At 64.2% G+C, this 12,666-nt stretch carries 10 protein-coding genes and 1 pseudogene; 3 read left to right on the top strand and 8 right to left on the bottom strand.

From position 1 onward, the window contains the following. Positions 1-32 precede the first annotated feature (32 nt). Positions 33-1,360: pseudogene (locus ACFTR6_RS01550) on the bottom strand (CpaE family protein). Continuing rightward, positions 1,357-2,001 (bottom strand): SAF domain-containing protein, encoded by a 645-nt coding sequence (locus tag ACFTR6_RS01555; protein ID WP_087874299.1) that lies wholly within the window; start codon positions 1,999-2,001, stop codon positions 1,357-1,359. The pseudogene ACFTR6_RS01550 and the gene ACFTR6_RS01555 overlap by 4 nt, the downstream one beginning before the upstream one ends. 153 nt (positions 2,002-2,154) lie before the next feature. Between ACFTR6_RS01555 and ACFTR6_RS01560 the strand changes: the two genes are divergently transcribed. Next, positions 2,155-2,370 carry a helix-turn-helix domain-containing protein gene (locus ACFTR6_RS01560; protein WP_076801729.1) on the top strand — a complete coding sequence of 72 codons (216 nt, stop codon included), beginning with the start codon at positions 2,155-2,157 and terminating at the stop codon, positions 2,368-2,370. A 2-nt stretch (positions 2,371-2,372) separates the two neighbouring features. Here ACFTR6_RS01560 and ACFTR6_RS01565 read toward each other — a convergent pair whose 3' ends face one another. Continuing rightward, positions 2,373-2,942 carry a hypothetical protein gene (locus ACFTR6_RS01565; RefSeq protein WP_377956637.1) on the bottom strand — a complete coding sequence of 190 codons (570 nt, stop codon included), beginning with the start codon at positions 2,940-2,942 and terminating at the stop codon, positions 2,373-2,375. 161 nt (positions 2,943-3,103) lie between these two features. On the opposite strand from ACFTR6_RS01565, the gene ACFTR6_RS01570 reads away from it, so the two are divergent. Both ACFTR6_RS01570 and ACFTR6_RS01575 read left to right on the top strand, forming a co-directional pair. Beyond that, positions 3,104-3,901 carry a LysM peptidoglycan-binding domain-containing protein gene (locus ACFTR6_RS01570; RefSeq protein ID WP_377956638.1) on the top strand — a complete coding sequence of 266 codons (798 nt, stop codon included), beginning with the start codon at positions 3,104-3,106 and terminating at the stop codon, positions 3,899-3,901. 150 nt (positions 3,902-4,051) lie between these two features. After that, positions 4,052-4,510, top strand: coding sequence for an Rv3235 family protein (locus tag ACFTR6_RS01575; RefSeq protein ID WP_377956639.1), 459 nt, complete (start codon positions 4,052-4,054; stop codon positions 4,508-4,510). Between the two features lie 59 nt (positions 4,511-4,569). Here ACFTR6_RS01575 and secA read toward each other — a convergent pair whose 3' ends face one another. From secA to ACFTR6_RS01600, 5 genes are all read right to left on the bottom strand, one after another. After that, entirely contained in the window at positions 4,570-7,302 is a 2,733-nt protein-coding gene (gene secA, locus ACFTR6_RS01580; RefSeq protein ID WP_076801723.1) for a preprotein translocase subunit SecA, read from the bottom strand. Between the two features lie 84 nt (positions 7,303-7,386). Further along, entirely contained in the window at positions 7,387-8,601 is a 1,215-nt protein-coding gene (locus ACFTR6_RS01585; RefSeq protein WP_377956640.1) for a winged helix-turn-helix domain-containing protein, read from the bottom strand. 29 nt (positions 8,602-8,630) lie between these two features. Next, positions 8,631-9,356, bottom strand: a complete 726-nt coding sequence (hpf, locus tag ACFTR6_RS01590; protein ID WP_087874305.1) for a ribosome hibernation-promoting factor, HPF/YfiA family — start codon at positions 9,354-9,356, stop codon at positions 8,631-8,633. A 436-nt stretch (positions 9,357-9,792) separates the two neighbouring features. Continuing rightward, positions 9,793-10,899 (bottom strand): acyltransferase family protein, encoded by a 1,107-nt coding sequence (locus ACFTR6_RS01595; RefSeq protein ID WP_377956641.1) that lies wholly within the window; start codon positions 10,897-10,899, stop codon positions 9,793-9,795. Positions 10,900-11,717: 818 nt separating this feature from the next. Further along, positions 11,718-12,557 carry a ComF family protein gene (locus ACFTR6_RS01600; protein WP_377956642.1) on the bottom strand — a complete coding sequence of 280 codons (840 nt, stop codon included), beginning with the start codon at positions 12,555-12,557 and terminating at the stop codon, positions 11,718-11,720. Positions 12,558-12,666: the final 109 nt, after the last annotated feature.

Consider the following 12,666-nt stretch of genomic DNA (forward strand, 5'->3'; position numbering starts at 1 on the left):
GCGGCTGCTTCCTTGCAGCCCTCACCGTGAGCCTAGCCCGTCCGTCTGCGCCTTGCTGTGGATGCGAATACAGAGGATCTCCGCTTTTGCTGGGCAGATGCACAAACCAATCCGGCGATGGCCGAGCGAAGCCGTGATTCCGGAGCGGTTTCAAGCAGCAGCGACCCCGCCAGCAGGGCGGCGTCCGTCGTGTCCGGCTCCCACGGCAGGAAGGCCTTAATGCCTGCCGTCGGGGCGAACCGCTCCCATGCCTCGCGAAGCTGACGTTCCGGGGACCGGCCGACGGCCGAGGCCCGAACCTTGTTGAGCACCACGTCGGGGCAAATTCCCGGTACCGAACCTTCGAGCTCCGCCAGCGCCCTGATAAGGCGGGGGACGCCGACCGGATCCGCGGAGCCAACCGCAATCACGGTGTCGGCCATTTCAAGGCTCCTCAACGTCGCCCCGTTGCGCCGCGGCGCCATGGTGTCGAAGCTGAGCTCTTCGTCAGCTTCAAGGCAGAAACCGGCGTCCACCACGATGACGTCGGCGACTTCCCGCGCCCGGTCCAAAACGAGCGCCAGCGCAGCGGCACGAAGCTCGGTCCAGCGGTCGGCCCGTGTGATCCCGGTCAGAACCCGGAAAGTACCGGCCGTGGCTGCAACCGGGACGGCAACGCGCAGCAGCGCTTCCCGGTCCAGGAGCCCCTGGTCGGCCAGCCGGCACGCCTGCGCCAGACCTGCCGCTTCGTCGAGGAGCCCAAGGACCCCGGCGACGCTGGCCCCATAGCTGTCGGCATCGACCAGCAGGACGGATTTGCCCGTGGCAGCCAGCTCGCCTGCAATGTTGACCGCGACAAGAGTCCTGCCGGGCGCGCCGGCCGGTCCCCAGACCGCCAGGACCTTCCCCGTTCCGGCGGCCGCGGGTCTGTTTCAGCATCGACAGGCTCCGGGTGCAGTGCCGCGGCGGAATCCGCAAAACCCGTACTGTAAACGGGTGCGGCACCGGGACCCGGTCCCGCCCGGCCTATGCCTGCATGCCTGCTGACGGCGTCGGCGATGCTTTCAGCAAGGTCTGTGGATTCAACGGTCGACGGCGCTGCCGTGACTCCGATACTGCGAAGCCGCAAGCGCTCCTCGGGGCTGTCCGTGAGCGCAATGATGACGACTCCCACGGCGCCGAGCCTGTCCACCAGCGAGGCAGTCAGGTCCTGGCTCCCCGCAGCCACAACGGCCGCCCGGGCCAGCCCGCTTTGGCAGGCAGCCAGCAGCTCCGCGAGCTCCCCACAGCGCCGGACGACCGTGACGGGACCATGAAGCCGCTCCAGTCCACCGACCAGGTCTTCCTGCGACTCCCCGACGGTGACAACGGGGATGCTCACTTGGCCGTCCCGCCCGGATTCCACACCACGGATATTTTGGCCTCGTTTGCCTGTGCACCGAGGAGCGAGGCCATCTGCCCGTCCCCTACGAGGACCATCAGGACCGTGGATTTCGAGGCACCCAGCGCAGTGGATCCCTGCGAAACCTCGGCGATTTCCGCACCTGGGAGCAGCAGCTTCGGTTCAGCAAAGCCGTTCCGGGCGTCGGGCATGGAGACCCAGACGTCCACCCTGGTGCCCGCCACTGCCTGCTCAGGCAACGCTTCCTGGACAGTGATGGCCACCGGCTTTCGGTCCAAGGCATCAACACTGCCGAGGCTTTCCCGGGGAACCAGCTGGTCCTTGGCGATCCGCTGGACGGCCACCTGGCCGTCTGGAAGGCCTGACTCCGCCGTGACGTAGTGCGCTTCGACGTCGCCGAGTCGCACCCTGACCCGGCTGATATTTTCAGGCGTCAGTTTCTGGCCCACGGCAATTGCCTCACGGGCGGCAAATACTTCTGTGGTCCGGTCCGCGCTGCCGACGAGTGCAACAACTCCGGCGACGGAGGCCAGGACAAGGAGCACACCCACCAGCAGCCTCGGATCCTTCCAGGAAGGTTTCTTCAGCCTGGCCCCGCTCGCCGCCGTGCCTGCACTCATGCGTACCGCTCCCCCTTGACGCCTGGGCGCCTGGATCGCGCCGGTCATGATCATTGTTACGGCCTGCCTGCCCGTTCGGAAGGGTCTTGCAGCAAACGACATCAAACTGTGGATAACGGCATCATTTGGAACCAACGGTGGCACAATAGGACTATGCCCCGATTCCTCACGCTTGCAGATGTAGCCGAGCAGCTTCAGATCAATGCGCCGGCGGCGTACGCCCTCGTCCGCAGCGGTGAACTGAAAGCCATTCAGGTGGGTGGCCGCGGGCAGTGGCGGGTCGAGGAAAAGATGCTTGAGCAGTACATCGAAGAACGCTATGCCGAGGCAAGCCGCATGATTCAAGAGTCCAAGTCGAAGTCCCTCTGAACTCAGAACTCCCCGCCGCGCCTTGAGCGAAGCGCATCCAGCGCCTGGAACGGAACTGTAGCCACGTCGGCCACCCGGCCCGCCCTGCGCGCTTCCCCGGGCAATGTCAGGGCGAGGTCGAAAAAGTCCCGCCCCACCCTGTCAATCACACCTTGAAGCTGCGCGTCCCGCGGCTGTCCCGCCAGCAGGACGGTCAGTTCAGCGCGGTCCCGTGCCAGTCCGCGCAGCGCGCTCGCGAGGCCCAGCTTACGTCGCACAGCCGAAGCCTCCGCGACCGCAAACCGCCCGAGGCCGCTGTAGTGGCTTACGGCCGCATATGGAATCAGCACCTGGTGCAGCGGCTCGTCAAGGACCAGGCTTTCCGCACCCGCATGTGTAAGCGTGCCGGCAAAGACCTGCCCCGACCCCAAGAGGACGCCAACGTGGGAGCCAAGTGATCCACGCAGCCTGTCTCCGAGCGCAATGGCAGCCGTCTCTGCCCGGGAGCGCTCGGCAATCTCGGACTCCAAATCCAGAACTCCTGCTTCGGCCAACTGCAGCTCAAGGTCCTGGAAAAGTGCGTTCCATCGCATGGCGCCAGCGTAGGCGTGCCGGTCAAGAGGGTCAATTCATCCACAAACTTCCCTGGGTCCATAGACAACACCGAGAGAACTGGCGCAAACTTACTCCACACGGTTTACATCACATCAAAGTGGACCAAATTGCATCAAACAGGATCATCTCGGGGGAAGTCATGACGGAAGCAATACAGCGCCCGGTGAGGGCAGAGGCCGCCCTGGCGGCTGTCATCCTGGGGCTGGGAATCTTTCTTGCTTTCACCGGGAGCTCGATGATCGGCCATTGGCAGCTGTCCGCTGCCCGGGGCCAGTCCCTGTTGTTCGACGACCTGCTTGGTCTGTTGGCCCTCGCCGCCGGGCTGGCCGTGACCACCTGGTGGCTCCTGTCCCTCGCAACCGCCTTTGCATCAGCCCTCTTGGAACGCGCCGGGCATCACGCTGCTGCCCGCGCCACTGGACGCCTCAGCCCCGTGTTTATGCGGCGGCTGGCCGTAGCTGCCGTGGGTGTCCAGCTCCTCGGCGCACCGCTTGCCCATGCGGATGCCTTGCCTCCCGCGGGCCATTCCTCGGGCAACGGGTCCTCCCTGTCCGCTGCTTGGATGCCCCTGACTGAGCGGCTGCCACTCCTGCCCGAGAGCCATTCCGCAGACGCCGGCACCGCGGAAAGCACTGTCGCTGGCGGCAGCGGACTCCAGCCCCAGTGGAAGCCGCGCGTCCCGGCGGTGGAGCCGGGCCCCGTCGCCTCATTGCCGGCCAGGACAGACGCCGGGCCGGCAGATACCCGCCGTGAGGTTACGGTCAGGGCCGGCGAATCACTGTGGACTCTCGCCGCCCGCGAGCTGGGACCCGGGGCAACCGATGTGGAAATCGCTGCCCGCTGGCCACTCTGGTACCAGGCGAACCGGGATGTCATCGGGGCCGACCCCAACGCCCTCCTTCCGGGCCAGCTCCTCAGCCCGCCGCCACCCCCTTAATCTGCCCCGCCTACCTCCACGCCGCTTTCCTCCCACGCCGCTTTCTTTCCGCACTGCTTTGCTTCCGCGCTGCTTGCTTTCCGCGCTGCTGACTCTGCGGCCGCACCTGCGTGCGGCCTGCCCAAGCCCGCCCAACCAAAAGGACCGATCATGACTGCAGTAACTCCAATACGGCGTGCAGGAAGCGCTGTTCTTGAACCCGTCCCGGCCGCGTCGGCCCGAACAGCAACGGCTCCCGCCCGCGTCCCCGCCCCGGGCGACGAGGTCCGCGAAATATGCGCCATCACCAGGGCCACTGTCCAGGCCGCCATTGAGGTCCTGGCGGGAACGCGGCCGATCCACCAACTGGCACGGCGGTTGGACCAGCGCTGCCTCACCGTGCTCCAGCACCGGGCCACCCTGACCCGGAGGGTGGCTGCCAGGGCGCCCCGGAAGATGGGGCTGCTCCACCGCAACGCATCGGTACGTTCCGTCCACGCCTGCGTGGTGACGCCGGACGTTTACGAGGCCAGCGCCGTGGTGGCTGATGAACTGCGGGTCCGGGCGGTCGCCGTCCGGCTGGAACGCAGCAAGAACGTCTGGCGCGTCACCGCTCTGGAAATTGGCTGAGAGCAGAACGGGAAGGGACCGGAGCCTGAGCTCCGGTCCCTTCCGTAAATGTCCGCTGGCTAGCGCTTTTTCTTCTTCCCGTCGCGCCGGTCCTGGGCAGCGGCCTTGGCGGGGTTGCCTGAGCGGCCGGCAGCGCGGCCCTCGATCCGGGTCTCCGCTCCGCCGTCCTCCCGGGGCGCGGTGTACTGGAGCTGCGCGGGCTTTTCCGGAGCCTCGAGACCTGCCGCGCGGATTTGCGGCTCGTGGTGCTCAGTGTGGCCGCCGGCCGCATCCGCAACCACGACGTCCTCGGCCGGAGTGACTTCCACTTCGAGGTTGAAGAGGAAACCGACGCTCTCTTCCCGGATGGCTTCCATCATGGACTGGAACATCGTGAAACCTTCACGCTGGTATTCCACCAGCGGATCACGCTGGGCCATGGCGCGCAGGCCGATGCCTTCCTTCAGGTAGTCCATCTCGTACAGGTGTTCCTGCCACTTCCGCCCGATGACGGAGAGGACCACCCGGCGCTCCAGTTCGCGCATGCTTTCGGAGCCGATGGCTTCCTCGCGTGCCTGATACACCAGCTTGGCATCAGACATGATTTCTTCCTTCAGGAACTCCACGGTGATGCGCGACTTGCCGCCCGCCTCGTCGATGACGTCGTGCGGTGTGACAGTGACGGGGTAGAGCGTCTTCAGGTTGGTCCAGAGCTGGTCGAAGTCCCAGTCGTCACCGTTGCCCTCGGCCGTTGCTTCGTCGATCAGTGCGTTGATGGTGTCTTCCAGGAAGAACTGCACCTTTTCGTGGAGGTCGTCGCCCTCCAGAATCCGGCGCCGGTCGCCGTAGATGGCTTCGCGCTGGCGGTTGAGGACGTCGTCGTATTTCAGGACGTTCTTGCGCTGTTCCGCGTTCCGGCCTTCCACCTGCCCCTGGGCCGAGGCGATGGCGCGGGAGACCAGCTTCGATTCCAGCGCGACGTCGTCGGGCACGGAGCTGTTCATCAGCCGCTCCGCTGCACCCGAGTTGAACAGGCGCATCAGGTCATCGGTCAGCGACAGGTAGAAGCGGGATTCGCCGGGGTCGCCCTGGCGTCCGGAACGGCCGCGCAGCTGGTTGTCGATGCGGCGGGATTCGTGACGCTCAGTTCCCAGCACATACAGGCCGCCCAGGCCCAGTACTTCCTCGTGTTCATCCTTGACGGCCTTTTGCGAAGCTTCCAGGGCGCCGGGCCAGGCGGCCTCGTACTCGTCCGAGTTTTCCTCCGGGTCCAGCCCCCGCTGCGCGAGTTCGGCGATGGCAGTGAACTCGGCGTTGCCGCCCAGCATGATGTCGGTGCCGCGGCCGGCCATGTTGGTGGCAACGGTGACCGCGCCCTTGCGGCCTGCCTGCGCCACGATGGCGGCCTCACGGGCGTGGTTCTTTGCGTTGAGGACCTCGTGCCGGATGCCTTCCTTTGCCAGCAGGCGCGAGAGGTATTCGCTCTTTTCCACGCTGGTGGTGCCCACCAGGACCGGCTGGCCCTTCGCATGGCGTTCGGCGATGTCGCGGACCACGGCCTCGAATTTCACGATCTCGTTCTTGTAAACGAGGTCGGACTGGTCAATCCGCTGCATGTCGCGGTTGGTGGGGATGGCCACCACGCCGAGCTTGTACGTGCTCATGAATTCGGCGGCTTCAGTCTCGGCCGTGCCGGTCATGCCGGAGAGCTTGTCGTACATGCGGAAGTAGTTCTGCAGCGTCACCGTGGCGAGGGTCTGGTTCTCGGCCTTGATCTCGACGCCCTCTTTGGCTTCGATCGCCTGGTGCATGCCTTCGTTGTAGCGCCGGCCGGCGAGGATACGGCCGGTGTGCTCGTCAACGATGAGGACTTCACCGTCGAGGATGACGTAGTCCTTGTCCCGCTTGAACAGCTCCTTGGCCTTGATGGCGTTGTTCAGGAAGCCGATCAGCGGCGTGTTGGCGGATTCGTAAAGGTTCTGGATGCCGAGGTAGTCCTCAACCTTTTCGATGCCGCTTTCCAGGACGCCGACAGTGCGCTTCTTCTCGTCGACTTCGTAGTCCTTCTCCGGCTGCAGGCGCAGGACCACCTTGGCGAACTCGCTGTACCAGCGGTTGGTGTCGCCCTGGGCGGGACCGGAAATGATCAGCGGCGTACGGGCCTCGTCGATGAGGATGGAGTCGACTTCATCGACGATCGCAAAGTGGTGGCCGCGCTGCACGAGTTCAGACTTGTCCCAGGCCATGTTGTCGCGCAGGTAGTCGAAGCCGAATTCGTTGTTGGTGCCGTAGGTGATGTCAGCGCTGTACTGCTCGCGGCGGACGGCGGGGTCCTGGTTGGCGAGGATGCAGCCGCTGGTGAGTCCCAGGAAGCGGTAGACGCGGCCCATAAGCTCAGACTGGTATTCGGCCAGGTAGTCGTTCACGGTGACAACGTGCACGCCATTGCCGGTAAGGGCGTTGAGGTAGGCCGGAGCAGTGGCCACCAGCGTCTTGCCTTCACCGGTCTTCATTTCTGCGATGTTGCCCAGGTGCAGTGCAGCGCCACCCATGAGCTGGACATCGAAGTGCCGCATGCCGAGCGTGCGGGAGGACGCCTCACGCACTGCGGCGAAGGCCTCCGGCAGGAGGTCATCAAGCTTTTCGCCATCCTGGTGGCGCGCCCGGAGCCGGTCTGTTTCTTCACGCAGTTCCGCGTCCGTGAAAGTTTGGAACGAGTCTTCAAGGGCGTTAATGGAGTCAGCATAGTTCCGCAGTTGCCTCAGAAGCTTCTTGTCACCTGTGCGGAGAATTTTTTCGATTAGTGATGCCACGTGAAGTTGCTCCCAGTCTCATGCTGCCGAATTCTGGCGTGATTTAGTCTACGGGAGAGACGCACGGCACGTGGCCCTGTTCCCTCACAGCGGATAGCCGTTCATGGCGGCGGCGACGGCGGGAGCAAGGTCCCCCACCGGCGCGACGGCCACGCCGTCCAGTCCCAGCCAGCCGGCCATCAATTGCAGCTCGGCGGCAAGTTCGACGGCGGTGTCCGCCGGCGCGTCCGGCTCACCGAAGCACGCCTTGGCCAGCAGCGTGCCCGCGGCCCGGTCTGCCTTAAGGTCCACCCTGGCGACAATGCGGTCGCGGAGCAGGAACGGAAGCACGTAATAGCCAAAGCGGCGTTTGGCCTCAGGGGTGTAGATCTCGATCCGGTAATGGAAACCGAAGAGCTCTTCGAGCCTGCGCCGTTCAAACACCAGCGAATCGAACGGGCTGAGCAGTGCGCGGCCAACTGCCTGGCGTGGAAGCCGGGCGTCGGCGTGCCGGTACACCGCCCGGTCCCACCCCGCCACCGTCACCGGCTCCAGGCGGCCGGCATCCACGAGGCGCCGAACGGAGGCCGTTGCTGCCTTGAGTGGGGTTCTGAAGTAATCCGCGAAACAGCGCACACTGCCAATGCCGTGGGCCTGCGCGGCCGCCTCGATGAGCCGGTCCATGGCGGCCGAAGGGTCCGGTACCGCCTCAAGATCATGGCCCGGTAAAACCTGCCGGGTCAGGGCGTACTGCCGCTCGAACTGGTCAGTCCTTGACGCCGACGACACAATCCCCTCTTCGAACAGGTGCTCCAGAACGCGTTTGACGGCGTTCCAGTTCCAGCCCCAGTTGACGTGCTTGCGGTCCTCAACGTGCCCCAGCCTGGCCGTGAGCTGGGCAGCCGTCATGGGTTTTCCGTCGGCGAGCGCCTCGAGGACGCGCCCGGTCACGCCGGAGCGGAGTGCCGGGTCCATCCCTGCTGCTCCCACCCATTTGCGGTTCTGCCACACCACCAGGTCCAGGAAATGTTCCGGGCGGACGTAGCTGGCTTCGTGGGCCCAGTACTCCACCATGCGCCGTGGGTGCTTGCCTGCCATTTTCTGGAGGATGGAGCGGTCGTAGTTGCCGAGCCGGGAAAAGAAGGGCAGGAAGTGGCTCCGGGCCAGAACGTTGACCGAGTCGATCTGTACGAGGTGAATCCGGGCAAAGGTCCGGCCCACCGCCCGTGACGTCACGGGGCCGGCGGGCCGTCCTTTGTCCAGTCCTTGGGCTGCCAGTGCAATCCGCCGTGCCTGCGGGAGGCTCAGCGATGCACCCATGTCAGCCCTTTCGTTGCCTGGGCTCCATCCTATGCAGTTGCGGCCGCATCATCCGAGCGGTACGCGATGATTTTCTCCTCATGCGTGTTCTCGCCGGGTTCGCAGTAGTGGTCCAGGGTGATGACCCCATATGTCCAGCCGCGGCGGCGGTACACAACCGATGGCGCGTTCGTGGCCTTGTCCACGAAAAGGTAAAAATCGTGACCGATAAGTTCCATGTTGTCCACGGCGTCGTCAAGGGTGAGCGAGGTGGCCGGGAATATTTTGCGCCGGATCAGTACCGGCGAGTCACCGGCAGGGATGTCGTTGTCGACGTCGTACGGCGATTTTTCAGCCGGTTCCGGAGCGGCCTGGGCATTATTGCTCGCTTCCACGTAGATCGGCTGGTTGGAGCTCGCGGGCTCCAGCGTTGCAGTTGCCTCGCGTACGGCCTTGGGCGTATGCCGCCCGTGGTGGACCTTCTTGCGGTCCTTGGCCCTGCGCAGCCGCTCAAGCAGCTTGTTGTAGGCGAGGTCGAACGCGGCGAACTTATCTGCGGCGCTTGCTTCGGCACGGATCACGGGGCCGCGGCCCAGGACTGTCACTTCTACCGTGAGCTGGTCACCGGTCTGCCGCGCATTTGTTTCCTTGGAAACCTTCGCGTCGACCCGCTGGACCTTGTCCCCAAGCGATTCGATCTTCGAGATCTTCTCGCCGGCGTATTCGCGGAAGCGGTCCGAGACCGTCAGATTTCGTCCGCTGATCATGAACTCCATGGTGCCCTCCAAATGACTTCGGTGACACGACGGCGGCACTTCCGGGGGACGATCTGATTGACAGTCGAGCCCCTTTCCGAGCCGCTATCGAAAGGTACAACTGATCTTGGTACCCATATCCGACGTTAGTTCATAGCAACCAGTTATTCATCCTTTCGCAGTTTATTTTTTTCCATGTCTACCCCAAAGTGTTGCGGGACCTGCACCTAGCCAAGCTGGCCTAGGTGGGACCTGAATTGAGGCCGGGGCGTCTGAATCCACGATGGACCCGGGCCGTAAAGATACGTCAGCGGTGGCTGACCGGCATGAAGGACATCGTGCTCTCGCAGCCCGAAGGGACTTGCGACTGGAGAGACCGCGCGGCCCACCCTCACTGGCTTGAAACGCCTCCGCTGCCGTTGTGTCGACTTTGACGAATTGTCTCACCCAAATGTTGCTAACGGCCCACTCTCGCGTCCGCATCCGCTACCCGCCGCGGAGGTTGGAACAACCACCGGAACCGAGAACCAATGGCTAGGTCATATGCCGCGAGGGAACCTGCAGTAGTGACTACAACCATGAGCGGGACTGCTGCCACATTAAGAAGGACCACATCCTGGGGGATAGGACTTCGCCCACCACCAAGGAAAATAGCAATCCCGCCCAGCACACTCAACAGCACGGGGTGGACCAAATAGATAGGCAAGGTCCGCGCCGAGAGGTACCTTGATGCTGCGCGTACAGGGGCGAAACGGGACGCCCACACCGAAAGGGTGATCGCCGCCATCAACCCGGTAACGGTCGCCACAGTCAGAACAGGCAACTCAGTGCCCCGGACATACACCAAGTAGGCCATCCCGCCGTAGATGACGACTGCTCCCACCATCAACGCACGTGTCCCTGTGGCAGCCAGACGCCTCACATATGTTGATGCGTAGCATCCGACGAAGTACCAGAGCGCAAAGGTGACTAGGCGGCCGATGTTAGTTGCCAGTGCGTCAGGAACGAACTCCGGAATTTGCCGTGCAACAGCCGGCTGAACAACCAATAGCAGTAACGCCACCAAAGTAGTGAGTTGTGGATGCCCGCGCAACAATTTGGCGGTGGCAAAGAACACCACGAGCACAGGCAGAAACCAGTACGCTGTCCCGCCCTGAAGGACCGTCCCCAAACTGAACTCTGTGTATCCCCAAGGATCAGTAGGTCTGTATGCGACGCCGGCCACCAGGGCAAACACCACACTCCATAGGATGTACGGCCAGAGGATGTCCGCGAAGCGGGAACGCCAGGACGTCCTCCATGGACGGTGAATAGCCTTCGAAGCCAACATGCCGGCCGCCAGAAAGAACAAGGGCATCCGCACCGGCAACAGCATTCGGCTGAGTTCATTCCATACGGTCATGGCGAAACTAGTTGTGCCTGGGAACAACATGGTTATTCCCGTGCCGCTCACGTGATAGAGCACTACGAGAAGTATGGTGGCGGCTTTCGCGGTGTCTACCCAGTGCAATCTTCCTTCCTGGTGGCTATGGGCATCGATCGGGCTAGGAAGGCGAGAAGTCACCGAGCAAATTTACCACCAACCAAGGCGCCTGCAGGCTCTTTTCGTCGGTACCCCGTCCTACTTACTTGCGGATGGCGGCCACCATATCAAGACGACTAGATACCACCCCTGAAACGGCCCACACACAGCGACGCTATCACCGGGCCTCCGAAGCATGCCGCATGCTGGTGAACCTACAACGGAAAAGCAAGCTCCAAGAGAGCTACCCCTTGGCAGATGTTCTCGACTCCCAAACGCATGTCAGCCGGGCGAGCCCTTTACCTGGAAGGCTCGTCTCGAAGGCCCGTCGCTGAACCTGGCATTTTACGTAGCTAGTGGGGCTGCGACTTGCACCTGTGGCCGGGTAATTGCGAGCGGTCTTGCCGCGCTTCATGGCGGAGCGTGCAGTGTTTGGATCGGCTGACTCCGCGCTCCAACGTTGCGGCTCCTGCAGGCCTGGGTGTCAAATGCTGGTGACCGTAGGTTGGAGCAGTCGTTCCGTTTCCCGTTGGCCGGTTGGTCAGGCTCTTCCACGATAGGGCGTGATGTCGATCGGATAGCAAACTGCGGTTGGTCCGGCGGATGCGCGATCTGCCCCTTTTCCTGGACGTGAAAACCGGTATGTGTTCCAGTGTGGCGGCAATCGTGGTCGTGTCATTGACGTTGCGGGCGGTCGGCTGAGAACGTCCCCCTTTGCCGTCGGTGGCCATGCGAGCCTGGAAGTCAGCGGCCGCCGGACCGTGCGCTCGCGTGGGTCGAGGCTCCCCCACTACGTGACGGGGAAGTAGGGCGCCTTACTGGTGGACTTCCCATTGTGGAATCTGGACTCGCCCCAATGGTCACCGAGGGTTTCGGCCAGACTGCCGCGACTGCGCCGGAACGGCCGCCGCGTCCGGCGGGCGGGTAGCGGCCAGGACCACGGCGCCGCGCACTATTCCGCCGGCCTCGTGGATGGCCCGGGCAGCTTCCGCCAGCGTGGCGCCGGTAGTCAGGACGTCGTCGACAATGATGCACTGCCTCCCCCGCAGGGCACGTCCGCGGGCACCCCGGGCGCTGCGCATGGAGCCGCGGACCCGTCGGGACCTGTCTCCCCTGCCAAGCCCTTTCTGCCCTCCCAGCGAGTTTCCTGTCCTGGGGTTCCTGACTTTGCGCAGCGCGTCCAGGTACTCCGGATGCCGGCTGCTGATGCTCCACGGGGCGCCGGCCAACAGCAGATGAACCGGGCTGAATCCGCGTTTTCGGTACGCGCCCGCGCTGGTAGGGACCGGAACGAGGACCATCCGGTCCGTCCCCGCATAGGCTGCCGCGAGCGCGCCGGCGAGTATCTTCGACAGCACGCTCCGCAGCTGTCCCTGCCCGTGGCGCTTGAAGGCCAGGATCGACTGGGAGAGCTCCTCGCGGTAGATGCCGGCGGCCACCACAGGAAGGATGACGGATCCGTCGGTGTCCATGAGCGCGGGTGAACCGGTCTCCGCCCGGAAGGGATGGCGGGTGAGCATCCGGAGCCTGCGCTCGCAGCCGGAACAGAGCGTCAGGTCCTCCTTGCCGCAGCAGACGCATTCCACGGGCAGCACCAGGGCGACGACTTCCGCCGCGGCCCCCGCGAGCAGATCCCAAACCCGCAGGAACCGATGCCGGTGCTCGCCGCGGTGGCGGGCGGGCCAAGGCGGCCCGGCCACGAGGTCAGGATCCGCCAAAGTCCTCTGCCCGCCAGTCCCCTGCCTACCAGTTCTCTGCCCGCGGCCCGATCTATGGCTCCCCACGGGTCAAGGTTCCGGTACCGGCACG

The organism is Arthrobacter sp. NPDC057009, from assembly GCF_042673905.1.
Taxonomy (GTDB): domain Bacteria; phylum Actinomycetota; class Actinomycetes; order Actinomycetales; family Micrococcaceae; genus Arthrobacter.

What these genes read in the sequence shown, in the direction of transcription:
- ACFTR6_RS01560 (WP_076801729.1), top strand. Translation starts at nt 2,155, where the DNA reads ATGCCCCGATTCCTCACGCTTGCAGATGTAGCCGAGCAGCTTCAGATC.
- ACFTR6_RS01585 (WP_377956640.1), bottom strand. Translation starts at nt 8,601, where the DNA reads ATGGGTGCATCGCTGAGCCTCCCGCAGGCACGGCGGATTGCACTGGCA.
- ACFTR6_RS01570 (WP_377956638.1), top strand. Translation starts at nt 3,104, where the DNA reads ATGACGGAAGCAATACAGCGCCCGGTGAGGGCAGAGGCCGCCCTGGCG.
- ACFTR6_RS01575 (WP_377956639.1), top strand. Translation starts at nt 4,052, where the DNA reads ATGACTGCAGTAACTCCAATACGGCGTGCAGGAAGCGCTGTTCTTGAA.
- ACFTR6_RS01555 (WP_087874299.1), bottom strand. Translation starts at nt 2,001, where the DNA reads ATGAGTGCAGGCACGGCGGCGAGCGGGGCCAGGCTGAAGAAACCTTCC.
- ACFTR6_RS01565 (WP_377956637.1), bottom strand. Translation starts at nt 2,942, where the DNA reads ATGCGATGGAACGCACTTTTCCAGGACCTTGAGCTGCAGTTGGCCGAA.
- hpf (WP_087874305.1), bottom strand. Translation starts at nt 9,356, where the DNA reads ATGGAGTTCATGATCAGCGGACGAAATCTGACGGTCTCGGACCGCTTC.